The 24,571-nt window shown below is 65.5% G+C and carries 20 protein-coding genes; 3 read left to right on the top strand and 17 right to left on the bottom strand.

Annotated elements, in window-relative coordinates; all coding sequences use genetic code 11:
• Positions 1-28 precede the first annotated feature (28 nt).
• The 8 genes from AC3FLX_RS12860 to AC3FLX_RS12825 all read right to left on the bottom strand — a co-directional run bounded on the left by AC3FLX_RS12860 (position 29) and on the right by AC3FLX_RS12825 (position 9,794).
• On the bottom strand, positions 29-622 hold the full coding sequence (locus AC3FLX_RS12860) for an RBBP9/YdeN family alpha/beta hydrolase (protein WP_488697014.1): 594 nt from the start codon (positions 620-622) through the stop codon (positions 29-31).
• A gap of 41 nt (positions 623-663) precedes the next feature.
• Positions 664-1,983, bottom strand: a complete 1,320-nt coding sequence (locus AC3FLX_RS12855) for an MFS transporter (protein ID WP_488697012.1) — start codon at positions 1,981-1,983, stop codon at positions 664-666.
• 152 nt (positions 1,984-2,135) lie between these two features.
• On the bottom strand, positions 2,136-3,128 hold the full coding sequence (locus AC3FLX_RS12850) for a Bug family tripartite tricarboxylate transporter substrate binding protein (protein ID WP_488697011.1): 993 nt from the start codon (positions 3,126-3,128) through the stop codon (positions 2,136-2,138).
• Positions 3,129-3,176: 48 nt separating this feature from the next.
• Positions 3,177-4,469, bottom strand: a complete 1,293-nt coding sequence (gene eno, locus AC3FLX_RS12845; RefSeq protein WP_488697010.1) for a phosphopyruvate hydratase — start codon at positions 4,467-4,469, stop codon at positions 3,177-3,179.
• Positions 4,470-4,479: 10 nt separating this feature from the next.
• Positions 4,480-5,898, bottom strand: coding sequence for a pyruvate kinase (pyk, locus tag AC3FLX_RS12840; protein WP_488697008.1), 1,419 nt, complete (start codon positions 5,896-5,898; stop codon positions 4,480-4,482).
• Between the two features lie 12 nt (positions 5,899-5,910).
• Positions 5,911-7,182 carry a glycerate kinase type-2 family protein gene (locus AC3FLX_RS12835; protein WP_488697006.1) on the bottom strand — a complete coding sequence of 424 codons (1,272 nt, stop codon included), beginning with the start codon at positions 7,180-7,182 and terminating at the stop codon, positions 5,911-5,913.
• A gap of 11 nt (positions 7,183-7,193) precedes the next feature.
• Complete coding sequence (locus AC3FLX_RS12830) at positions 7,194-8,549, bottom strand: dicarboxylate/amino acid:cation symporter (protein WP_488697004.1); 1,356 nt, start codon at positions 8,547-8,549, stop codon at positions 7,194-7,196.
• A gap of 156 nt (positions 8,550-8,705) precedes the next feature.
• On the bottom strand, positions 8,706-9,794 hold the full coding sequence (locus AC3FLX_RS12825; RefSeq protein WP_488697002.1) for a tartrate dehydrogenase: 1,089 nt from the start codon (positions 9,792-9,794) through the stop codon (positions 8,706-8,708).
• A 141-nt stretch (positions 9,795-9,935) separates the two neighbouring features.
• Between AC3FLX_RS12825 and AC3FLX_RS12820 the strand changes: the two genes are divergently transcribed.
• Entirely contained in the window at positions 9,936-10,868 is a 933-nt protein-coding gene (locus tag AC3FLX_RS12820) for a LysR family transcriptional regulator (protein WP_488697000.1), read from the top strand.
• Positions 10,869-11,057: 189 nt separating this feature from the next.
• Here AC3FLX_RS12820 and AC3FLX_RS12815 read toward each other — a convergent pair whose 3' ends face one another.
• The 6 genes from AC3FLX_RS12815 to AC3FLX_RS12790 form a co-directional block, all read right to left on the bottom strand.
• Positions 11,058-12,254: an MFS transporter gene (locus AC3FLX_RS12815; protein ID WP_488696998.1), complete on the bottom strand. Its 1,197-nt coding sequence runs from the start codon at positions 12,252-12,254 to the stop codon at positions 11,058-11,060.
• Positions 12,255-12,367: 113 nt separating this feature from the next.
• Complete coding sequence (locus AC3FLX_RS12810; protein WP_488696996.1) at positions 12,368-13,282, bottom strand: LysR family transcriptional regulator; 915 nt, start codon at positions 13,280-13,282, stop codon at positions 12,368-12,370.
• A gap of 22 nt (positions 13,283-13,304) precedes the next feature.
• Positions 13,305-14,060, bottom strand: a complete 756-nt coding sequence (locus AC3FLX_RS12805; RefSeq protein ID WP_488696995.1) for a GntR family transcriptional regulator — start codon at positions 14,058-14,060, stop codon at positions 13,305-13,307.
• A gap of 102 nt (positions 14,061-14,162) precedes the next feature.
• Complete coding sequence (locus AC3FLX_RS12800) at positions 14,163-14,900, bottom strand: aspartate/glutamate racemase family protein (RefSeq protein ID WP_488696994.1); 738 nt, start codon at positions 14,898-14,900, stop codon at positions 14,163-14,165.
• 21 nt (positions 14,901-14,921) lie between these two features.
• Positions 14,922-16,430 carry an NCS1 family nucleobase:cation symporter-1 gene (locus tag AC3FLX_RS12795; RefSeq protein WP_488696992.1) on the bottom strand — a complete coding sequence of 503 codons (1,509 nt, stop codon included), beginning with the start codon at positions 16,428-16,430 and terminating at the stop codon, positions 14,922-14,924.
• A 338-nt stretch (positions 16,431-16,768) separates the two neighbouring features.
• Complete coding sequence (locus tag AC3FLX_RS12790) at positions 16,769-18,385, bottom strand: sensor histidine kinase (protein ID WP_488696991.1); 1,617 nt, start codon at positions 18,383-18,385, stop codon at positions 16,769-16,771.
• A gap of 222 nt (positions 18,386-18,607) precedes the next feature.
• Here AC3FLX_RS12790 and AC3FLX_RS12785 point away from each other — a divergent pair, with 222 nt between their 5' ends.
• Positions 18,608-18,874, top strand: coding sequence for a TFIIB-type zinc ribbon-containing protein (locus AC3FLX_RS12785; RefSeq protein WP_488696989.1), 267 nt, complete (start codon positions 18,608-18,610; stop codon positions 18,872-18,874).
• Positions 18,875-18,990: 116 nt separating this feature from the next.
• Here the strand turns inward: AC3FLX_RS12785 and AC3FLX_RS12780 are convergent, their stop codons facing one another.
• The gene (locus tag AC3FLX_RS12780) at positions 18,991-19,434 is read right to left on the bottom strand and encodes a nuclear transport factor 2 family protein (RefSeq protein WP_488696987.1); all 444 of its coding nucleotides are present in this window, start codon (positions 19,432-19,434) and stop codon (positions 18,991-18,993) included.
• Positions 19,435-19,572: 138 nt separating this feature from the next.
• On the bottom strand, positions 19,573-20,775 hold the full coding sequence (locus AC3FLX_RS12775; protein WP_488696986.1) for an NnrS family protein: 1,203 nt from the start codon (positions 20,773-20,775) through the stop codon (positions 19,573-19,575).
• Positions 20,776-21,150: 375 nt separating this feature from the next.
• Between AC3FLX_RS12775 and AC3FLX_RS12770 the strand changes: the two genes are divergently transcribed.
• A complete protein-coding gene (locus AC3FLX_RS12770; RefSeq protein WP_488696985.1) occupies positions 21,151-22,779 on the top strand; it encodes a methyl-accepting chemotaxis protein in 1,629 nt (542 codons plus the stop codon).
• 7 nt (positions 22,780-22,786) lie between these two features.
• Here the strand turns inward: AC3FLX_RS12770 and AC3FLX_RS12765 are convergent, their stop codons facing one another.
• Positions 22,787-24,439, bottom strand: a complete 1,653-nt coding sequence (locus tag AC3FLX_RS12765; protein WP_488696984.1) for a hypothetical protein — start codon at positions 24,437-24,439, stop codon at positions 22,787-22,789.
• Between the last annotated feature and the right edge of the window lie 132 nt (positions 24,440-24,571).

Here is a 24,571-nt window from a genome sequence, read left to right as displayed (position 1 = left end):
GTGAACTGCTGAATGGTTGGCAGGCGCTTTAGCGGCGCTGCAGTTGCGCGAGCAGTTCTTTCGCGCGCGGCCACTGGCCATAGCCCGCGGCAGGATTCAGATGGCCGACCTTGCCCAGGTCGACGAGATCGCTGCCCCAGTCGCATGCCATCTCGGCCGCACGCTCGAACGTAGCGAGCGGATCGTTGCGGCTGGCGGCCAGGATCGTCGGGAAGGGCAGCGGCTCTCGCGGGACCGGCAGCCAGCCACGTACTTCGAGCGTGGCGCGATCGGGGTAGCCGGCCGGCATCGGTGTTTCGAGATCGGCCGGTGTGGCCAGCAGCGCGCCACGGATCTTGCCGTGCGGTACCTTGTGAAACAGGTGACGTGCCCAATGCACGGTGATCATGACGCCCGCGCTATGCGCGGCCAGCATCACGGGGCCATCGATCTCGGCCAGTGCCTTGTCGAGTGCGTCCATGCGCGCCGCGCAGCTGAGCTTGTCGTGTTCGAGCGGCGCGACCGAAGCGACCTTTTGCTGCGTTGTCTGCAACTCGGCCTGCAACAGGGTTTGCCAGTGCTCTGCAACGTGATCGCGCAGGCCGGGCACCAGCAGCAAGGTGGTTTCTGGGGACAGGTACATCGTGTATCGCTCTTGCGGAAATTGGGGTGACGTGATGCGCCTTACTGAGCCGGGCGCTTTTGCGCCAGCCGTTGCAGGTCCGCGGCATAGGTGCGGCGCCCCGCGATAAAGCAGAAGGCGGCAAACAGTCCGGTCAGAGGCAGCCACTGCAGTGCGCCGGCCAGCCCGATGTGATCGGCCAGCAGGCCGGTGATGAACGGCCCGGGTGCCAGGCCCAGCAGGTTGTTCGCCAGCGTCAGCGTGGCAAAGGCACTGGCATGGATGCTCGGGTCGGTCAGATTGGCCACAGCGGCGCTGGCGGGGCCGGCGCTGCCGCCGGCCAGCAGCATGCCGCCAGCAATCAGCGCCAGTTGGGCGACGCCAGGCTGCAGATGGAACGCGGTGCCCAGCAGCGCAAAGCAGAGCAGGCTGTACGTCACCGCCATCAGCCACTTGCGTGCCGGTGCGGTACGGGCCACGCGGTCGGTCAGCGCGCCGCAGAGGATCATCCCGGCGCCGCCAGCCAGCACGAAGCATGCGGCGCCCAGGCCGGCGTGCTGTGTGCTCATGTTGTAGTAGCGGCCCAGGTAGCTCGGCATCCAGGACAGCAGCGATCCCATGACCAGCAGTTGCAGCGCGCTGCCAACATAGGCGCACAGGAGCGAACGTGAAGCGAACAGTGCGCGGCCCAGCTCCCGCAGCGACATCATGGGTTGGTGCGCGGCCGCGCCGGCCGCTTCACCGATCGACTGGCGGTGCGCCTTCAGGCGCGATTCGGTAACGACCAGCCGGTAGAAGCCGACCATGACCAGCCCGAACAGCGCCATGCCGGCAAACGCGAAACGCCAGCCGAAGTGCGCGGAAATCACGCCGCCGAGTGCCATGCCGAGCACGGAACCAAAGGCGCCGCCTGCGATGAACGCGGCGCTCAGGCCGGCACGCATATGGCGCGGAAACACCGATAGCACCAGGGCGATGCCAACGCTGCCGTAGGCGGCTTCGCCGATGCCGACGCACAGCCGCGCCGCCAGCATTGCACCGTAGGAATTGGCGAGGGCGCAACCGAGGGTGGCCACGCTCCACAGCACGGCCATCAGCGTCAGGCTGCGCACGCGGCCCCAGCGGTCCGCCAGGATCGACAGCGGCACCGTAAGCAGGCCGACCATCAGCGCGACAACGCCACCGAGCGCGCCCAGGCTGGCGTCGCTGAGCGACCATTCCGCCTTCAGCAGCGGAAACAGCGCATTGAGCACCTGGCGCGACATGTAGTCGGACAGCAGCAGGCCAAAACTCAATGCAAAAACCAGCCACGGATACAGGCGCGAACGACGCGCATTGCCTGCGGTGGCGGTAATAGGTTGCGTGAAGGGAACCCCGGACATCAAACCATCTCCTCGATGACTCGACCCCGCAATGGGCGGGGCCGCGACGAGCGAAGTATCGGGTAATGACGGCTTACGGTTTGACTATCCGGGACAACTATTTTGCTTGACGGGACAGTGCGGGAAAACCCCGCAGCGGGTGCGTCTTGCGGTTACTCGATCGTCACCTTGCCTTCTTTCACCAGCACGGCGAACTTGCCGGTCTCGTCGTGAATGCGTTTGGCGAACGCTTCGGGCGTGCTTGCCATTGGCTCGGCACCGGCCGCGATCATGCGTTGCTGGAAGTCCGGCGAATTCACGATCCTGACGATCTCGGCATTGAGGCGCGTGACCACGGGCTTTGGCGTGGCGGCCGGCGCGAGCACGCCAAACCAGGTGCCGATATCGAAGCCTTTCAGTCCGGCTTCTTCCATCGTGGGCACCTCGGGCAACACGCTGGAGCGCTTTGCCGTGGTGACGGCCAGTGCCTTGAGTTTGCCTGCCTTGATATGCGGCAGCACCGTCGTCAACGTGTCGAAGGACATCGTCACTTGCCCGCCCAGCAGGTCCGTGGTCAGCGGGCCGCTGCCCTTGTACGGCACATGCAGCAACTGGGTGCCGGTGGCCGCCTGGAATTGCGTGCCGATCAGGTGTTGCGCGGTGCCATTCCCGTTCGAGCCATACGACAGTTCCGGCGAAGCCTTCTTGGCCAGCGTCACCAGCTCCGCCACGTTCTTCGCCGGTGTCTTCGCGCTGTTGATGACCAGGACGTTAGGCACCATCGCGAGTGTGGAGACCGGCACCAGGTCCTTCTGGAAGCTGTATGGCAGCTTGCGATAGACGCTGGTGGCAATCGTATGATGCACGGCACCCATCAGCAGCGTGTAGCCATCGGGCTTGGCCTTGGCCACATAGTCGGCGCCCACGGTGGCGCCCGCGCCGGGGCGATTCTCGACGATCACCGGTTGACCGAGGTTCTTCGACAACTGATCGCCCAGCGCGCGCGCCAGGATATCGGTGGTGCCGCCCGACGGAAACGGCACCACCAGACTGATCGGCTTGGCTGGCCATTCCTGAGCGAAGGCTGACGATGCGCCGCCGAGCGCAATGGCGAAGATCGACAGGCCGCAGAGCCGGCGGATCGATGGAGTGTGGAAGGTACGCATGTTTGTCTCCTCTGGTTGTAGTGGTTGGGAAATGCGTGACGTGAATGGCTAGACCGATACGGAGAACTCGGCGCGGCCCGCGAACGTGGCCGCGCAGCCGAGTTCCGCCTCGATGCGGAGCAGGCGGTTGTACTTGGCCACGCGGTCGGAGCGCGACAGCGAACCGGTCTTGATCTGCGTGGCCGCCGTGCAGACGCTGAGGTCGGCAATCGTGGTGTCCTCGGTCTCGCCCGAACGGTGCGACATCACCGACGCATAGCCGGCCTGACGGGCCATGTCGATGGCGGCCAGCGTCTCGGTCAGCGTGCCGATCTGGTTCGGCTTGATCAGGATGGCGTTGGCGACGCCGCAGTTGATGCCTTCCTTGAGGATCGCGGTGTTGGTCACGAACAGATCGTCGCCCACCAGTTGCACCTGGCTGCCCAGGCGCTCGGTCAGGAGCTTCCACCCCTGCCAGTCGCCTTCGGCCATGCCGTCCTCGATCGTGACGATCGGGTATTGCGATACCCAGCCCGCCAGCAGGTCGATAAAGCCCGTTGCGTCATAGCTGCGGCTTTCGGAATGCAGCACGTACCTACCATCGCGATAGAACTCGGAGCTGGCCACGTCCAGGCCCAGTGCGATATCGCGGCCTGCGTAGAAGCCGGCGGCGTCGATGGCCTGCATGATGACTTCCAGCGCCTGCTCGTTGGACTTCAGGTCGGGCGCAAAGCCACCTTCGTCGCCGACGGCGGTGGAGAAGCCACGTTGCTTGAGTAGTGCCTTGAGCGTGTGGAAAACTTCCGCGCCCCAGCGCACCGCTTCCGCGAACGACGGCGCGCCTACCGGCAGGATCATGAATTCCTGCATGTCGATGCTGTTGTCGGCGTGCGCGCCGCCATTGACGATATTCATCATCGGCATGGGCAGCCGCATCTCGTTGTCGCCACCCTGGCCGCCGATTGAGCGATAGAGCGGCACGTCCGCCGATGCGGCCGCGGCGCGCGCGGTAGCCAGCGATACCGCCAGCAACGCGTTGGCACCCAGGCGCGACTTGTCCGGAGTGCCGTCAAGGCGGATCAGGCATTCGTCGATCGCTGCCTGGTCCGCGGCACGCATGCCGGCCAGCGTGCGTGCGATTTCGACGTTGATATGACCGACGGCCTTGCGCACACCTTTGCCGGCGTAGCGATGACGGTCGCCATCGCGTAGCTCGATGGCTTCGCGCGAGCCGGTGGACGCGCCCGACGGCGCTGCTGCGAATCCTTCGCTGCCGTCCGCCAGCAGCACTTGTGCCGCCACGGTGGGATTGCCGCGCGAGTCGAGAATTTCGTAGCCGCGCACTTCCTGAATCACTGACATGATGGCTGCCTCATTGCACCTGCGCGATGCGCAGCAGATTGGTGGTGCCGGCCACGGTGAACGGCAGCCCGGCGGAGATCACGATCGACTGGCCGCGCTCGCCGAACCGCTCGTTGATGACGGTGCGGCTGGCCAGCTCGGTCATTTCGAGTACATCGACCACCTCGTGGCACAGCACCGCATGGACACCCCAGGCCAGCGCGAGTCGGCGTGCGGTGGCCACGCGCGGCGTCATGCCAAGGATCGGCACCTCGGGCCGCTCGCGCGCCATGCGCAGTGCCGAGTAGCCGGAGCTTGTGTAGGCCACCGTGGCGGGCACCTTGAGCAGCCCGGCCACGTGGCGTACCGCATAGCCGATGGCGTCGGCGGCTTCCGCGCGCGGCGGCGTGTGGGACGCCTGGATCGCGTCGTGATAGAACGGATCGGATTCGGTGCGCGTGATGATGCTGTCCATCATCTTTACGGCCTCCACTGGATAGCGGCCCGATGCCGATTCGGCCGACAGCATGACCGCATCCGCGCCGTCGTAGACGGCCGTGGCCACATCGGACGCTTCCGCGCGCGTGGGTACCGGTGCCGAGATCATCGACTCCAGCATCTGTGTGGCCACGATCACCGGCTTGCCCGCCTTGCGGCATGCACGGACGATCTGCTTCTGCAGCGATGGCACCTGTTCCGCCGGCATTTCCACGCCAAGATCCCCACGCGCCACCATCACCGCTTCGGCTTCCGCGACGATCGCGTCCAGGCTCTGGATTGCGGCAGGTTTTTCCAGCTTGGCGACGATGCCGGCGCGGCCCTGCACGATGGCCTTGATTTCCTGGATGTCTTCGGGGCGCTGCACGAACGAGAGCGCGATCCAGTCCACGCCGAGTGTCAGGCCGAATTCAAGGTCGCACCGGTCCTTCTCGGTCATGGCGGACAGCGGCAGTACCACGCCGGGCACGTTCACGCCCTTGCGGTCGGACAGCACGCCACCGTTGATGACCGTGGTCTCGGCAAAGTCGCTGCCGCAACGATCCACGCGCAGACGGATCTTGCCGTCATCGAGCAGCAGCTCGGTGCCTTCGCTAAGCGCGGCGAAAATCTCGGGGTGCGGCAGGCTCACGCGCGCGGCGGAGCCAGGTGCTTCCTTGTCGAGATCGAGGCGGAACGATGCCCCTGCCGCAAGCTCGACCGGTCCGTCGGAAAACGTGCCGATGCGCAGCTTCGGACCCTGCAGGTCCAGCAGCACGCCAATCGGGCGGCCACGCTGCTGCTCGATTGCCCGGAGCGTGTCGAGCCGTTGCCGGTGGTCGTCATGGGTGCCGTGGCTGAAGTTCAGGCGGAATACATCGGCGCCCGCTTCGAACAGCGCATCGATGATTTCTGGCGAAGTGCTGGCGGGGCCAAGCGTGGCCACGATCTTCGCGTTGCGAAGGCGTCTCATGGTATTGCTCCCTCAGGGCGCGATCAGAATCGCGCGGAAATCGTTGATGTTGGTAAGGGTCGGGCCGGTGATCACGGCATCGCCCAGCGCTTCGAAGAAGCCATGCCCGTCGTTGTTGGCCAATGCGTCCTGCGGCCGGATGCCTAGCGCCCAGGCCCGCCGCAGCGTGTCCGGCGTGATGACGGCGCCGGCAATCTCTTCCAGGCCATCGACGCCATCGGTGTCGCCGGCCAGCGCGTGGATGCCCGCGTGGCCGCGCAGGGTCAGGGCCAGCGCGAGCAGAAATTCCACATTGCGGCCGCCGCGCCCCTGGCCGCGTACCGTCACCGTGGCCTCGCCGCCGGACAGCAGCACGCATGGCGTGGGAAACAGTTGATGGTCAGCGGTCTCCAGCGCGATCGAACCGAGAACCAGGCCGACATCGCGTGCTTCGCCTTCGATGGCATCGCCCAGCAGGTGCACGGGCACGCCCGCTTCGCGCGCCACGGCGGCAGCCGCTTGCAATGCCATGCGCGGCGTGGCGATCAGCCTGGTGTCGATGCGCGGCAGACGCGAATCGCCGGGCTTGATCGACTCCGCCGAGCTGGAGTCCAGCACGCGCATGACGTGCGCCGGAATCTCCAGACCGTAGCGGCGGATGATGTCCAGCGCGTCGTGCCGCGTGGTGCCGTCGGCCACCGTCGGACCCGAGGCGATATCGACGGGGTCGTCGCCGGGCACATCGGACAGCAGCAGGTTGCAGACGCGAGCCGGGTGGCACGCCGCGGCAAGGCGGCCGCCCTTGATGGCCGACAGGTGACGGCGCACGCAGTTCATTTCCGTGATCGTGGCGCCCGACTTGAGCAGCGCACGATTGATGGCCTGCTTGTCGTCGAGCGAGATTCCCGAAAGCGGCAGCGGCAGCAACGAGGAGCCGCCGCCGGAGATCAGGCTGACGACGAGGTCGTTTTCGGTCAGGCCGGACACCAGTTCCAGCATGCGGCGCGCGGCTTCATGCCCGGCGGCGTCTGGCACCGGATGCGAGGCTTCGACGATTTCGATGCGTTCGCACGGCACGGCATGGCCGTAGCGCGTCACCACCAGGCCTTCCAGCGGCCACGGCCAGGCGGCCTCGAACGCCTGGGCCATCGCCGCCGAGGCCTTGCCGGCACCGATCACGATCGTGCGTCCCGTGGGACGCTCCGGCAGATGACGGGCCAGCGTCAGCGATGGTTGCGCGGCGGCGATGGCGGCATCGAACATGCGGCGGAGCAATGCGCGGGCCTGATTGGTATCGATGGTCATGTCGGGCTACCTCAGTGCATCAGGCCGGCATGCGCGTCGGCGGCGCGAGACAGGCGAACACCGATCGAAGGACTTTCCACGGTATCGACCAGCGCTTCGGGGTCGTCCACGATCTTGCCGTCGAGCGCATCTTCCAGCCGCTTCTGGTCGATCGCGCCAACCCAGCGCGCGATGGCCAGCGTGCCCACGGCATTGCCGATGGTGTTGGTGATGGCGCGTGCCTCGGACATGAAGCGGTCCACGCCGAGCAGCAGCACCATCCCGGCGACGGGAATCTTGCCCATCGACGCCAGCGTGGCGGCCAGCGTGATGAAGCCGGAGCCGGTCACACCCGCGGAACCCTTGGACGTCAGCAGCAGCACGCCAAGCACCACGAGCTGGTCGGTCAGCGTCAGCGGGGTGTTCGTCGCCTGGGCGATGAAGATGGCGGCCATCGTGTAGTAGATGCACTGGCCATCGGGATTGAACGTGAGGCCGGACGGCACCACCAGGCCCACGACGGGCTTGGATACCCCGGCGTTTTCGAGCTTGCGCATCAGTTGCGGCACCACCGATTCCGACGAGCTGGTACCGAGCACCGTGAACAGTTCGTCGCGGATATAGCGCAGGAATTTCCAGAGGCTGAATCCCGCCAGCTTTGCCACGCTGCCGAGCACGATCGCCACGAACAGGAAGCACGTGACGTACATCGTTCCCATCAGCTTGCCCAGCGAGACGACGGACCCCAGGCCGTACTTGCCGACGGTGAAGGCCATCGCGCCGAACGCGGCCAGCGGGGCCAGGCGCATGATCATGCCGACGACCGAGAAGATGCCGTGGGTGAACGAATCGAGAAAGTCGACCACCGGCCGGGCGCGCGGACCGATATGCGACAGCGCAATGCCGAACAGCGTGGCGAAGACCAGGATCTGGAGAATGTCGTTGCGGGCCAGCGAATCGATGACGCTGGTGGGCACCATGTTCATCAGGAAGTCGATGAACGAGTGCGGCTTCTCCGCAGCATGGGTGTAGCTGGCGATGGCCTTGGTATCGAGATGCGCGGGGTCGACGTTCATGCCCGTTCCCGGTTGCACGAGATTCACGACGATCAGGCCGAGTGCCAGTGCAAACGTCGACAGGACTTCGAAGTAGAACAGTGCGCGCACGCCGACGCGGCCCAGCTCCTTCATGTTTTCCATGCGCGCGATGCCGAGCACCACGGTGGCGAAGATGATCGGTGCAAAGACCATCTTGATGAGTTTGATGAATACGTCGCCGAATGGCTTGAGGTTGCTGCCGAGGTCGGGATAGAACACGCCGAGCGCGATGCCGGCAGATACGCCCAGCAGTACCTGCACGTACAGCTTGCCCAATAGCCGTTGAATCATGGCTGTCTCCTGCTGATTCGAGGTGAGTCGCTTGCGGTCGATCGGCTCTGCTGGCCGTTATCTGACGACGCAAGGGGGCAGGCGCGCACGCGGCGGCGCGCCTGCGGGCAGCCCGGTGGTTGGCCGGGCGCGAAGGGTGCTTTCAGGGTTGGCGCGTCAGGCGGCTTTGGCCTGCTTGCCGGCGGTCAGGAAGTCGCAGACGGCCTTGGTGACATCGACGGTTTTCGCCTTGCCGCCGAGGTCGCCGGTATGCAGCGCCGGGTTGGCGGTCACGGCCTCGATGGCGGCCATTACGCGCTGGGCGCCGTCGTTCTCGCCCAGATGTTCAAGCAGCATCACCACCGACCAGAACGTGCCGACCGGATTGGCCAGGCCCTTGCCCATGATGTCGAACGCCGAACCGTGGATCGGTTCGAACATCGACGGATAGCGGCGCTCCGGATCGATGTTGCCCGTCGGGGCGATACCCAGGCTGCCGGCCAGCGCGGCGGCCAGATCGCTCAGGATGTCGGCATGCAGGTTGGTGGCGACGATGGTGTCGAGCGTCTTCGGACGGTTCACCATGCGGGCCGTGGCGGCGTCGACCAGTTCCTTGTCCCAGGTGACGTCCGGGAAGTCCTTCGCCACCTGCACGGCCACCTCGTCCCACATCACCATTGCGTGGCGCTGCGCGTTGGACTTGGTGATCACGGTCAGCTGCTTGCGCGGACGCGACTGGGCGAGCTTGAACGCGAAACGCAGGATGCGCTCCACGCCGACGCGCGTCATCATCGACACATCGGTGGCGGCTTCGATCGGATGGCCCTGGTGCACGCGGCCGCCCACGCCCGAGTATTCGCCTTCCGAGTTTTCGCGCACGATGACCCAGTCAAGGTCTTCCGGCGCGCAGCGCTTCAGCGGACCGTCGATGCCGGGCAGGATGCGCGTGGGCCGCACGTTGGCGTACTGGTCGAAGCCCTGGCAGATCTTCAGGCGCAGGCCCCACAGCGTGATGTGGTCGGGAATCTGATTGTCGCCGGCGGAGCCGAACAGGATCGCGTCCTTGTTGCGCAGCGCGTCGAGGCCATCGGCGGGCATCATCACGCCATGCTTGCGGTAGTAGTCGCCACCCCAGTCGAAATTCTCGAACTCGAAGCGGAAGTCGGCGCCCGCGGCGGCCAGTGCTTCCATGACTTCACGGCCGGCCGGTACCACTTCCTTGCCGATGCCGTCGCCGGGGATGGTTGCGATCTTGTACGTCTTCATCTTTCGTCTCCTGTCTGATCTGGAATTCCGCTTGGCGGGTTTCGCCGCTGCCTTGAGCGTGGGATGGATTCTCGACGGTGGACGAGGTTTTGGATCGAGGCTAAAGTTAAACCATTCTTAACTTGAAGTTGAAGGTGCGACATGGCTGCCAACAGCGCGATCCAGCCTGCCGAACTGGGTTTTTTTGCGGCACTGGCCACGGCCGGGAGTCTCAGCGCCGCGGCGCGGGACCTTGGTATCACCACGGCCGCCGTCAGCAAGCGGCTGGGGCTGATGGAAACGCGCATCGGCATGCCGCTGGTCACGCGCACCACGCGGCGCATGAGCCTGACGCCGGAGGGAGAGGTGTTGCTGGAGCACGCGCGTCGCATCCTGGGCGAACTCGATGACCTGGAGCAGTTGCTGACCAGTGCCAAGGGGCGGCCCAGCGGCCTGCTGCGCGTCAATGCCACGCTGGGTTTCGGGCGCATGCACGTGGCGCCGGTGATCTCCGAGTACAGCCGGATGTACCCGGACGTGGATGTGCAGCTGCAACTGTCCGCCGACCCGCCCCCGCTTACGGAGGATGCGTTCGATGTCTGCGTGCGGTTTGGCGAACCGCCGGACGCCCGCATCGTGGCGCGCCAACTGGCGCCGAATCGGCGCGTGCTTTGCGCGTCGCCGCGCTATCTGCGCGAGCACGGCATCCCGCAGACCCCGTCGGACCTGCCGCGCCACAACTGCATTGGCATCCGGCAGGGCAGCGATGCGTACGGCGTGTGGCGGCTGTCGCCGGTCAAGGGCGCGAAGACACGTACCGAAGCGGTGCACGTGCGCGGCAACCTCACCACCAACGATGGCGAGATTGCCGTGAACTGGGCGCTGGAAGGACACGGCATCGTGCTGCGCGCCGAGTGGGACGTGGACCGCTATCTGCGCAGCGGCCGGCTGGTGCAGGTGCTGCCGCAATTCATGACACCGGAGGCGAATATCTATGCCGTCTACCAGCAGCGGCATCAGTTGTCGTCGCGGATCCGGTTGTTCGTGGATTTCCTGGCCCGGAAATTCAGCGCCTTCGGGCGCGATGCCGGCTAGGTGGGATGGACGAGATCTGTTTTTCTCCCCTCTCCCGCAACGCGGGAGAGGAGCCGGGGGAGAGGGCGCGGCGGTTCCATCCGCGCCACGTCGCACGTTGTACCGGCGTGGCTACTTCCTCGACACCGCTTCTACCGGCGCGCGTGAGAGCGGCGCCTATAGCGCGATCAGTCGATTCAACTCACAGTCTCAGCGACGCGATGTGATCGCCAGCGCAGCCAGCGCGACAAGTGCCAGTCCGCTGCCCACAGCCACCACGCCCTGCCATCCCGCTTGCGTATAGAGCGCGCTGGCAACTGCCGATCCCACCGCGCCACCGGCGAAGATGGCCGTCATATACAGCGCATTCAACCGGCCACGGCTATGCGCATCGAGCGCGTAGACCGCACGTTGGCCCAGCACCATGTTCATCTGCACGGCGAAGTCGAGCACGATGCCCGTCAGCGCCAGCCCATACAGGCCAGCCGGGCCGTGAATCAGGCCGGGTACGAACGACAGCGCGGCGGCGATCATGGCGGCGAACGATGCCACGCGGGTATGACCGGCATCGGCGAGACGCCCGGCGAACGGCGCGGCCACGGCACCCAGCGCGCCGACCAGCGCAAAGATGCCGATCTGCGATTGCGACAGGCCATAGCGACTGGCGAGTTCCAGCGGGGCAGCGGTCCAGAACAGACTGAATGCGGCAAACAGCAGCCCTTGCAGCAGCGCGCGCTGACGCAGCACGGCATAGCGCGCCAGCAGATGCCACAGCGATGCCAGCAGGCTGCCGTAGCTGGCACGATGTTGCGGCACCCGGCGCGGCAGCGTCATGACGATGATCGCCACGGTGGCCAGCGTCATGGCTGCGGCAATGAAGAACACCGCGCGCCAGCCGAAGAGTTCGGCGGCCATGCTCGACAACGGCCGCGACAGCAGGATGCCGGATAGCAGGCCGCCCATGATCGTGCCGACGGTGCGCCCGCGCAGTGCTTCCGGTGCGAGGTGCGCCGCGAGGGGAATCAGGATCTGCACGCTGACGGAACTCAGGCCAAGCAGCAGCGACACCAGCAGGAACAGGCCGGGCTGCGACGACGTTGCCGCAGCGGTCAGGCTCACGGCGGCCGCAACGCCACTGATCACCAGCAGCCGGCGGTTTTCCAGCAGGTCGGCCAGCGGAACGAGGAAGAACAGCCCGATCGCATAGCCGATCTGGGTCAGCGACACGATCACGCTGGCGCTGCGCGCGGACAGCCCGACTGCCGGCGCGATCAGTTCGATGATGGGCTGGGCGTAGTACAGATTGGCCACGAGTACGCCAGCGCACAGCGAAAACAACGCGACCAGCGTGGGTGACATCGGGGCGGCGTGTGTGCCGCCGGTATTGGAGGAGGTTTGGGCTTGCATGGCTCGGGACGTTCGGTTGCGATGTCCAGAGCGTAGGCGTTCGAACGTATTGCGGGAATCACAATGCGGCGCAACTCAGCGTTGCGCCGCGCGCAAAGCGTGCGATGCCGAAATCAGTCGTGCTGGCCAGTCGGGCCGGGCAGCGAGGCCAGGAATTCCAGAAAGGCCGCCACACGGCGCGAGCCGCGCTGGCTGGGAAGGTAGAGCGCGGTCACGACCGAGTTGGACTGGTTCGGCGTCACCGACCAGTCGTCGAACAGCACGGTCAGCCTGCCCGCCGCGATATCGGCATCGACCAGCCAGTCGGGCAGCAGGCCGATGCCGCCGCCCGCCAGAGCCATGTCGCGCAGGACTTCGATGTTATTGCTGCGGAAGTGTCCGTTGACCGGAACGTTGATCTCGCTGTCGTGCTGGCGGAATTTCCAGGCCTGGTCGCGGGTGGCAAAGGTGAAGCGCAGGCAGCGGTGATTGACCAAGTCCGCCGGCTCGGCAGGCGCGCCGTGCTGGTCGAGATAGGCGGGGCTGGCCACCACGAGCCGGCGGAAGCGGCCTACCTCGCGCGCGATCACGTTGTCGTAGGCGGCGGCGCTGCCAAGCCGCACGGAGATGTCCACGCGCGCGCCAAGCAGGTCGACAATGCTGTCGGTCAGTTCGATATCGAGTTCGAGCTGCGGGTAGCGTTGCAGCCAGGCGCCCAGGTACGGCGAAATGCAGCAGCGTCCGAACGCCACCGGCAGCGACACGCGAAGCTGTCCCACGGGCAGCTCGCCATGATCGGCGATCGATGCATCGGCCTCCGCAACGGCTTCGAGGATGCCGCGCGCCTGCTGGTAGTAACTGGCACCCGCTTCGGTGACCGTGACCTGGCGCGTGGAGCGGTTGAGCAGCACCGTGCCCAGCGATTCCTCCAGCCCGTCCAGCGTGCGCGTCACCGAGGACGTGGCCAGGTTCAGGCGGCGCGCGGCCGCCGAGAAGCCCTTTGCATCGACGGTCTCGACAAACAACTTCAGCGCAAGCAGCTTGTCCATGAGCGGTGTGGTGGCGGGTGGGTCAGCCCTTGCTGAAGATGCTGTAGAAGTCCGGTGCGCCGGTTTCGCGCACGGTCAGGTCCAGCGAGCCTTCGATATGGGCCAGGTGCTCGGCCATCACGGCTTGCGCCTGCGCGGCATCCCGTTGTTCGATGGCGTCGACGAGGACGCGGTGTTCGTCCTCGGGGCAGGCCGGTGCGCCGGGACGGTCGTACAGCGTGATGATCAGGCAGGTCAGCGAGACCATTTCCCGAATCAGCTTCTCAAGGATGGCATTGCCCGCCATCTCGGCCAGCACGATATGGAATTCTCCGGACAGGCGGATCACGGCGGCACGGTCGCCGCGTGCGCGCGCATCGTCTTCCTGCTTGATGTGCCGGCGCAGGTTGCGGATTTGCGCCGCCGTGGCCGTGGTGGCGAGCAGGCCGGCCAGTTCGGGTTCCACCAGCCGGCGCGCCTGGAATACCTGGCGCGCTTCCTCGATGCTTGGGCTGGAGATGAAGGCGCCGCGGTTGGGTACCAGCGTGACCAGTTTCTCGTGAGCCAGGCGTGCAAACACCTGGCGGATGCGGGCGCGGCTGGCGCCGGTGACTTCGCAGAGCCGCTCTTCCACGAGCTTGGTGCCGGCCAGCAGCCGGTGCTCCATGATCGCGTTGAGCAGATCCTGGTAGATACCTTCGTTGACCGAAGACTCGGAGGCTTCTGAGACCGCGGCCTCGGCGCCGTCCTGCGGAGCAGGCGGCTCGGAGTCCGCGGTTTTTTTGCGTCGGGTTGCCATGTCTGGGACGATATCCCGCCGCGAGTGCAGCGAGTGAAGACAAAAATTACGCATATCGTACACAAAAATGGCAACGCGTCGCACCAGACCGGTGCGGGGTGCTTACGCGTTCAGTGCATAGTGGGACAGCATGCCCGCGTAGGCCTTGGGCAGCGGGCGTGCCCAGTCCCCGCGTTTGCTGGTGGCCAGGCGCACCGAAACCAGCGCCTCGGCCATCTTCACGGCACAGGTCACGCCATCGATGACGGGCGCGCCGATGGCATCGGCGATCTCTTCGCAGAGGTCGGTCATGCCGGCGCAGCCCAGTACGATGCAGTCGCTGCGGTCTTCGGCCAGCGCCTGGCTGCAGGCGTCGGTGATGATGCGGCGCGCATCGGAGCCGGGTTTTTCCAGATCCAGCACCGGCAGGTCGCTGGCGCGCACATTGCGGCAGAAGCGCTCCATGCCATAGCGTTCGGCCAGATGCCAGGCGATATTGCAGGTGCGGGACAGCGTGGTGACCACGCTGAAGCTGGTGCCGATGAAGCTGGCCGCGTGCATGGCCGCTTCGGCGATGCCGATCACCGGGCCGCGAGCCAGTTCGCGCGCCGCGTACAGCCCCGGGTCGCCAAAACAGGCGATCACGTAGCCGTCCACGCCTTCGCGTTCACCAAGCATGACCTCGTCGAGGATGCCCGGTACGCTCAGCGCTTCGTCGTAGTGGCTCTCGATCGACGCCGGCCCCATGCGCGGGCTGACCGCAACGATGCGCGTGTCCGGCTGGGCCACGGCACGGGCGCACTGGCCGATTTTCTCGGTCATGCTCTGCGTGGTGTTCGGATTGATGATCTTGATTTTCATGATGTAGTCACTAGGGAGAGATCAGGCCTGGCGGTTATCGACCAGATGGCCGGGCATTAGCCGCGGGGCGAGCGCGCGGTACAGGACCAAAGCAATGCCCATGCCGATGAACCAGCTGTAGTTGGCCAGCCACTGCCACGACGGGATCACCACGCACAGCACCGGGATGATGGCCGAGGGGATCATGGTGGTGACGGCGGCGGGGTTGTAGCCGCGGCGATACCAGTAGGTGCCGTTCTTGCGCAGCGTATAGAGGTCGTCCACCACCACGCGCTGGCCGCGCACAAGGAAGAAGTCCGAGATCAGGATGCCGAACAACGGGCCGATGAAGGCGCCCAGCACGTCGAGCGTGTAGTGGATCATCGTCGGGTGGTTGTACAGGTTCCACGGCGTGATGAAGATCGATGCCACGGCTGCAATCATCCCGCCCGTGCGCCAGCTGATGTGCTTCGGGGAGACGTTGGAGAAATCGAACGCGGGCGACACGAAGTTGGCCACGATGTTGATACCGATGGTCGCGGTCATGAACGTGAAGGCGCCCAGCAGCATCGCAAACGTGCTGTCGATATGGCTGACGGTTTCCACCGGGTCGGTGATCAGTTTGCCGAAGACGGGCAGCGTGGCGGAGGTGGTCACCACCACCAGCAGCGAGAAGCCCAGGAAGTTGACCGGCAGGCCCCAGAAGTTGCCGCGCTTCACGGACTTGTAGTCCTTGGCATAGCGCGAGAAATCGCCGAAGTTCAGCATCGGCCCCGAGAAGTAGGACACCACCAGCGCAATCGCGCTGAGCATGACGGGCACTGCGTCCCAGCCCTGGTACTTCAGGAAGCTAAGCGTGAAGTTGACGTTCTCGATGCCGGCCTTGTTGATCAGCCAGATGGCCAGCGCAATCATCACCACGTACACGGCGGGACCGGCCCAGTCGATGAACTTGCGGATGGTCTCCATGCCCGTCCAGAACACCAGCGCCTGGAGCACCCAGAGCGTCATGAACGCGGCCCAGCCGAGCGTGGAGAGTCCGGCAAAACCGTGCTGCTTCAGATCGGCATAGGGGGCGAGTGACGGGAAGAAATGCAGCGCCAGTACCAGGAAGGCGCTCGATGCAAGGTAAGTCTGAATGCCGTACCACGCCACGGCAATGAGGCCGCGGATGATCGCCGGGATATTGGCGCCCAGCACGCCGAACGACGCGCGGCAGATCACCGGATAGGGCGTGCCCGTGACCTGGCTGGGTTTGGCCACGAGGTTGCAGAAGAACTGCACGATCAGGATGCCGATCAGCAGGGCCACCAGCACCTGCCAGCTCGAAAGCCCCAGTGCAAACAGGCTGCCGGCCGTGATGTAGCCGCCCACGCTGTGCACGTCGGACATCCAGAACGCAAAAATGTTGTACGTGCCCCAGGTTTGCTTGCGCAGCGGGGCTAGATCCTCATTGGTCAGCCGCTCGTCGTAGCCTGGCTTGATCACGGCGTTGCTTTCGGGTGCGTGCGTGCCGATGGTATCGACCGCGGGCGAAGCTGTCACTGGCATCTCGTGTCTCCATTGGTGACTGGCGTACATGCGCCGGCCATGTTTCGATCCTGTCTTGGCGACAAAATTGTCTACAAAATCGTTTTTGTTTGTGTACGAAGTTGTAGATCACGAGATTGGGATTGTCAACATCAGGCGCGGGTGATGCGGGTAGATCCCTAGCGGGGCGGGAACAGGGCGGTCTGACGGCCAGAAATGGGAGATCTACGCGCCGCAGCGGGCGCGTTCAGAGCGTCGGGAAGAGGATCGATCGTGCAGTCGATCGTCGGGCCAGGCGATCTATCTGGCACATGGTGCGGGGAGGTTGCCCGCGCGCGCCGCGGAAGTCTCCGGCGGGGCTAGTGGCGCGGTGCCAGCGGCAATTGCACGCGGAATGTGGACCCCTTGCCCAGGCCATCGCTATGCGCCGTGACACTGCCGTTGTGCATGAGCACGAGGTTTTTCACCATCCACAGACCGAGCCCGAGTCCCGGCGCGCGATTGGCGCGTTCGGGATGGGCCTGTTCGAACCGCTCGAAGATCCGTTCCAGTGCTTCCGGGGAAATGCCAACGCCGGTGTCGCGTACCGACAGCACGGCATGATTGCCGTCCACCATCACGGCCAGTTCCACGGTGCCCCGATCGGCAAATTTCAGGGCATTGGTCAGCAGGTTCAGCACCACCTGCCTGATCCGGATTTCATCGGCCATGACGTGGCATGGCAAGGAAGGCGTCACCACCAGCGTCACGTGGCGGGATTCGGCATCGAGGCGAAGGTCTTCGGCCACGGTGGCGGCCAGCGCCGCCATGTCGAGCGGACGCAGTTCCACTGACAGCTTGCCGGTGGCGATGGCGCCGCTATCGAGCAGGTCATCCACCATCCGGGCGAGCTGGCGAGTGTTGCGTTCGATGACCTCGCCGGCACGCTTTACGTGGATCGGATCGGTGCCGCGTTCCAGCAGCGTGCTCCACCAGAGGATGGCGTGCAGCGGCGAGCGCAGCTCGTGGCTGACCGCCGACACGAAATGGTCCATCGCGCGGGCGCCGCGTTCGCTGACTTCGCGCGCGCGCTGTTCTTCCTCGGCGACGGCCTGGTAGTGGAGTTCGGACGCCTTGCGGGCCGTGATATCGATCGTGAAGCCGATCATGGACTGCGCCGAACCATCGTCGAGATAGCGTGCGGCGCCGCGTGACATCAGCCAGCGCATGGTGCCATCGCGCCAGATCACGCGGTATTCGACCTCGAAATGCGTGCGCGCGGCGATGGCGCGATCCATTGCCGCGCGTACCTCGCGGCGGTCGTCCACGTGCATCAGTTCGCCAAACACACGCGCTTCGTTGATGGTGTCGTCGGGTTGCAGCCCCATATTGGCCTTGCACTGGTCGGTGCAGGCCATGCAGCCCGTGGCGATGTCGAGTTCCCACGCGCCGACCCTGGCAAACGACAGCAGTTCTTCCAGTTGCTCGCGGTGCGATTGCAGCGCGGCGTTGGCTTCGTCCACCTGCACCTGGTGCAGCCGCGCCTGCGATTGCAGCTCGGCATGCGCGCGGCGGGCCTGCTCGATGCGCAGGATCTGTTCAGTCACATCCGTGACCTGGAGCACGAACGCCGCGCCTGATGGCGCGTTGGCCGCCAGGTGCGTGACCTTGGCCTGCCAGTACCGCTCGCCGCCGCCGCTGCCGGCCGGGTGGCCGTCATAGCGGATCGGCAGGGACATGCGCGATTCGCCCTCGGCGAGATCGTCGAGCGTGGCAACCAGCCATTCGCGGCGCGCAGCCATCTGCGCTTCGGAGAGAGAGGGATTGATGTCGTAGATCGACTTGCCGAGGATGTCGTCGCGTGACCGCCCGGTAATGGCAAGGTAGCGCGCGTTGGCCTCGACTACCTCGTGCCGCGCATTGAGAACCAGGTAGGGCTCGGGCAGGGCATCGAATAGCGCTACGGTATCGAGCGGGAGATCCGAGGGGGCAGTCACGCGGTAATGATCCGATCACGTCAGCATTCGCCCGGAAAATTACATCGGGCGATGCAGTAAGACGGCAGGCCCACATGGTACAGGAAGTGCCTGTGAGGGCGAGGGCGGTGGATACGCGATGACGGCGCGATGACATTTGCGTCATGCGCGGTGGATCGCGGGGCCGCGTTCATAGAATGGGCGACCCCGCGCCCCGTGCGCAGCCGCAAGAAGGAGTTCGCAATGAAATGTCCGACCTGTCCCGATGCAATTCTGAGCATGACGGAGCGCCAGGGCGTGGAGATCGACTACTGTCCGCAGTGCCGAGGTGTCTGGCTGGACCGTGGTGAACTGGACAAGCTTCTGGAGCGGTCCGTCACGACCAATCAACCCGCGCAGGCCGCGCCGCAGCGTGAGCGTTACGCCTCGCCTGGCCACAGCGGTGAATCCCGCAGCCATCACGGCTACGACAAGCGCAAGAAATCGTGGCTGTACGACATCTTCGATTGATGCGACCAGCCATGAAAAAAGGGTGCTACCTCGTTGGTAGCGCCCTTTTTAACGGCCCAGGATGTCAGACATCCTATCAATATCTGATCTTCCAGACAGGCAGCCGGTACTCGGCCTCAGGCCGCGGCCTTCACAGCCTGGCGTGCGATCAGCTTCCAGTGGCCGCCCTGCTTTTGCCAGACCTGCAGCACCTTGAGCAGCACGGTGCCGGCCTTGCCGCTATCGAGCGTTTCACCGGACAGCGTGTGGCGGACGACGGCGACATCGCCGGACACGTTGATGCTCTGATCGGTGATGCTGATGCTGACGAAGTCCGACTTCTTGTCGAGCAGGTCGCCGATAAAGCTGGTCTTGGTGTCGATACGGCCGCCGGAATGCCCGTAGCTCAGCGACTCGGCCACCAGGCCCGAAAGCGTTGCCTGGTCGGGGTCGACCATCGCAACGCGCAGCTTTTCGGCGGCGGACGTGACGGCCTGGGTGTCGTTCGATTGCGCCAGCACCGGTGTGGCGGCGATGCCAAGCAAGACGGCGGCGCTCAACGCCGCAGTGAATCTACGCATGATGTCTCCCGTTTGTTCTGAACTGCCTGGGTGTCAATGAGGGCAACCGGCGCGGGTGGAGTCCGTCACCGGTTGTAAGTCATCGTATCACATCGGTTCGAATCCGCAACGACGGGGTTGCGGACGGGAGACAGCGGGTCAACCCTCCTTGCCGTCGAGGCGCGGGCGGGTAAGGAAGGGTGCGTACTTGATCACGTAGAGAACCAGCGACAGTGCCCAGAGTGCGCCGGCCAGGCCGATGGCCTGGGGTTTCAGCGCCGGTAGCAACAGCGGGCCGGCCACGCGAACCACGGCGGCCAGCGTCATGAACAGATAGGCCAGATGCTCCATGCGGCCTGTTTCCAGCCGCCGTCCGGTGTGACCCAGCGCGGTGCGTGTGACCATCGCGATGATGGCGCAGCCGATCACGCCGACGGTCAGCGCATGCAGCGCGGTGGAGCGATCCAGCCAGCCGGCCGATGCCCCGGCTATCAGCAGGAAACCAATCGGCAGGAAAGCATAGGCCACGTGCAGGATGCTGACGATGGGTTTGCGCAGCGTGCGCAGCGAGTCCCAGCCGTACAGGCGAGCCCCTTGCGCGGCGGCGGCACCGAGCGCCAGGACGCCGGTCAGCCAGGCCGGCGCCGGCGAAGCGGCAGCGAGCGTGGCAAGCAGCGTCAGCGGTATCACGCTGCGCTCCACGGCAGCCCAGCGGCGAATGCGCACGCCGGGAATGGCATTGGCGGTGAACATCGGAATGACGCGGCCGCCGATCACCGTGACGAAGATCGCCACCAGACCAGTGGCCACCTCCGCCGCGTGCAGCGACCAGTCGATGCGGCCATTGAGCGCGGCGGCGTGAAAGCCGATATTGAGCGCGCCCATGATGCCGAGCGCGATGGCCAGGCCATAGTTGCGCTGGCTCTTTGCGCGCCGCAGGATCGTATAGAAGCTCAGGCTGCACAGCGGCAGGAACGCGACATCCGCCGCGATGGCCGCCCACGCCGGCCCGGTCCACATCAACACGCGCGCCAGCAGCCATACACCGGCCAGTGCGCCCAGCCAGGCACCCTGCGGCGTTTGCAGCCCCGTCCAGTTCTTGCCCGCCGTGAACAGAAAGCCCACCACGACGGCGGCGGAAAACCCGAACACCATCTCGTGCGCGTGCCACAGCATGCCGCCCAGCCACGGCTGCGCCGCCGGCACCCAGAGCCCCAGATACATGGCGACCCACGCAACCATTGCCACGGCGCCAAATGCCGCAGCCAGCAGATAGAACGGACGGAATCCAAGAGCCAGGACGGGGAGGCCGCGATAGGTCTGTTGGCGGGATGGCGGGGAAATCTGCAGCAGGACGGACATGGTCAGGTACGCGTGGATGCGTGAAAAGCGTGAAGGTGCGTAATCGTGCGGTGTGACGGATTCGATTCTAGGAAATATGCATGTGAAATGCAATTTAATGATTCGACGATTAGATCAGTGTTTGATGCAATGCGTTGCGTAGGTGAAAACACTGAAGCGGTTTGAATCACATCCCCTCCTCGTGTAGGGGTCAATCGGCCCGCAGCCTGCCGATAGCCAGACAAAGCAGACATTCACGAGTGCGGCGCAACGACGCCGCCTACACCAATCGAACGGGTTTTTCTCAGCGATACCCGCGCCGCAACGCGATGTTGTGGCGCGATCGTCATTTGGCCTGCCTTTAGAGCCATCCATCGGGAAACAGAGGGGAACACCGTGAAACTCAAAGACCTTTCCATCAAGACCAAGCTCCTGGCCGGGTTTGGCACGCTGGCGCTGATCGTTCTTGTCGTCTCGGGCCTGTCGCTGCGCGCGCTGAGCCAGTCCACCGCGGGCTTTGCGGCCTACATCAACGGCCTGAACGCCCGTGCCGATGTGGCGGCGAACGTGCGCACGGCCGTGGACCGGCGCGCCATTGCCGCTCGCAATCTGGTGCTCGTGACCTCCCAGGCGGATCTCGACCTGGAAAAAGCCGAGGTACTCAAGGCGCATGGCGATGTGCAGGAGCGCCTGGGCCGTCTCAAGCAGATGATCATGGCCGACGGCGTCAGCGAAGGCGCGCGCAAGCTCGTGGCCGAGATCGATCGCATCGAGTCGCGCTATGGGCCGGTGGCAACCGATATCGTCGGCCTGGCCCTTGACGGCAAAAAGGACGCCGCCATCGCCAAGATGAATGCCGAATGCCGGCCGCTGCTGGCTGCGCTGGTCAAGGCCACGCGCGACTACGCCGAATTCACGCGCGAGCGCCAGCTGGAGATGATCAAGCAGCTCGACGACGACTATGCGCGCCAGCGCGTGTTCCTGATCGTCGTGGCGATTGCGGCCGTGCTCTTCGGCATTTTTGGCGGGCTGATGTTGACGCGCGCCATCACCGGTCCGATTCAGCGCGCGGTCGAGGTTGCCCGCACCGTGGCGCGCGGTGAAGTCGGCATGCGGATCGAAGTCGACTCGCAGGATGAACCTGGCCGCCTGCTTGCCGCCTTGCGCGACATGAACGACCGCCTGGCCGAAACCGTTGTGCGCGTGCGCGAAAGCAGCGGCAGCATCGCGGTGGCAACCGGCGAGATCGCCAACGGCAACATGGATCTGTCGAGCCGCACCGAGCAGCAGGCAGCGTCGCTGGAGGAAACCGCCGCGAGCATTGAGGAACTGACCGCGACGGTGCGGCACAACACCGAGAACGCCCGGCAGGCCAGCGAACTCGCGCGCAGCGCCGCCGATGTCGCGCAGCGGGGCAGCGGCACGGTGGGCCGCGTGGTCGACACGATGGAGGGCATCAGCGCCAGTTCGAGCAAAATTGCTGAGATTACCGGCATCATCGAAAGCATCGCGTTCCAGACCAACATCCTGGCGCTCAACGCCGCAGTGGAAGCCGCGCGCGCGGGTGAGCAGGGGCGGGGCTTTGCCGTGGTGGCCAGCGAGGTGCGCAGCCTGGCGCAGCGTTCGTCGAATGCCGCCAAGGAAATCAAGGAACTGATCGACGCATCGGTGACGCAGGTACAGGCCGGCTCCACGCTGGCCAGTGAGGCGGGCCAGACGATGGTGGAGGTGACCCAGGCGGTGGCGCGGGTGACCAACATCGTGGGCGAGATCGCGGCGGCGTCGGCCGAGCAGAACCGCGGCATCGAGCAGGTGAACCAGGCGATCGTGCAGATCGACCAGGTGACGCAGCAGAATGCGTCGCTGGTGCATGAGGCCGCCACCGCGTCGAAGTCTCTGGAGGAGCAGGGCAAGCTACTGACCGATGCCGTGGCCTTCTTCAAACTGCCGGGCAGCGGGGCAGGCGCCCACCGCGCGTTGCACGACAAACGGCGCACCGTGGCTGGCGAGATTGCCTACGGCTAGCGATGCCTCATGCCGGCGTCGACCGTCCGCGCCGTGTGCGCGCCGCCTCGGCGGCGGCCGCACGCAGCTCGGGCGGAAAGGCGCGCATCTCGGTGTGAAAGAAGCCGCGTTCGCCGGCCCGCAGCGTGCCGAGCTGGGCCGACAGGCGCTCCATCGCCGCGTAAGCCTGCGCGGATGCGCCTTGTTCATGGGTCAGGTACCACGCTGATTCGAGCAGCAGGTTGGCCAGTTGCAGCGCGTTGAAACGGACGTGGCCGTTGTCGTGTTCTTCCAGCGCGAACGCGGCTACCGACGACCAGCGCACAAAACCCTTGGCCGGTGCAAACGGTGCGTGGAACGGGCGCAGTGCGTCGACGGCCGCCGCCACCGTCAGCGGTTGCAGCGCGCGAAACGCCGCCAGCGACGGCGATGCATCGGACCCGGTGTCGGCCGCGACATGGCCACGTGCCACGCGCAGCAGGAAAATGGTGTTCCACGCCGATCCTCCGCCGACGCCAAAGCGGTCGCAGATCCATTCCGATAATCCGAGCCACCGCATGGACTGCCGCTGCACTTCGCCCGCCGCCATCGTGCGGGTATCATCGACCAGACGGTACTGCCAGAACAGCCAAAGCGACCAGCCGATATTGGCGGCGGCATGCTGGACGGCATCGACCGAGTCGGCTTCATATGCCGCCTGCAGCGCCCCCGAAAACGCATCGAGCGCCAGTCGCGCGGCCTCTTGCCGGGCCGACGCACCGGCGGGAGCCGAGGTGCCCGGCCGCAGGGCGATGCTCTTGTGAACCAGCGCTTCCAGATTGAGCGTCTCAAAGCGGATGCGCGGGTTGTAGCGCACCACGGGGCGCAGCTCCGAATCGGCGGACAGGCGCGTCAGCGCCCGCTGCGCCGCATCGAGGTCGCCGCGAGCGTAGTGTTCCCAGGCGCGCACGACATGGGCCATCGTGGCGAAGGTCGGCAGTGCCGCGTTGACGCCGCCCGTCACCACGATCCGTTCGAACCGGCGCAGCGCCGCGCGACTTTTGTCCAGCCGGTCACTGCGGCGCCACGCCAGGCTTTCCTTGAGCAACGAAAGCGCTTGCTGGAAATCGTCCGCCGCCGAACGTTGGGCCGCGCGGAACGACTCGGCCACGCTGTTATCCAGCACGCCCGCAAAGCCATCCTGCGCGCCGCGCATCGCCTGCGTCAGATGGCGCCAGAAGGCCATGTCGCGCATCACGTATTGCAGTCCGCCACTCTCTTGCGCAGATGACGCGGCGTCGCCGGCGGGCGCCTGCCCGAGCCAGCGCGCCACGCCGGCCGCGCCTAGTGGCTTGCCTTCCGCCGCGAAGCGCAGCCTGCGCGCGGTGGCAGCCGACATCCAGAACGGACCACGGCTACGGCCCTCGGCCCGCAGCGTAGAGATGCCAACGGCCTTGTCATGGCCCCAGCCCACCGGCACGCCCCAGCGCGAGAAATCGGCGAACGCGCGCGAGACGATCATGCGCACATTGGCGGCATCGGCAAAGCGCGCACGCACGGCGGTCGCGCTCAGGTCTTCATGATCGCGCGATGCGGCCAGCCAGATGCGGGCCAGCAGCCAGACGGACTGGTAACGCGCGCTGTCATTGCCAACGTGGTACGGAGCGGACAAGTCGACGTGAACGAGAGTGGAGGCAGGCATGGGCGCCATGTTACGCGTGTTACAGCTGCGGCGGTTGGCGTCCTGCGTCCCTGCGCCTATGCTCCGCACCACGATCCGGGCCTGGATTGCCAACCGTCAGCATGACGACAACCTACAATCACAAACTCATAG

Source organism: Cupriavidus sp. 291-E7, from assembly GCF_057798835.1.
Note: the sequence above shows the minus strand (reverse complement) of the source record. Positions and strands in the feature narration are given on the sequence as shown.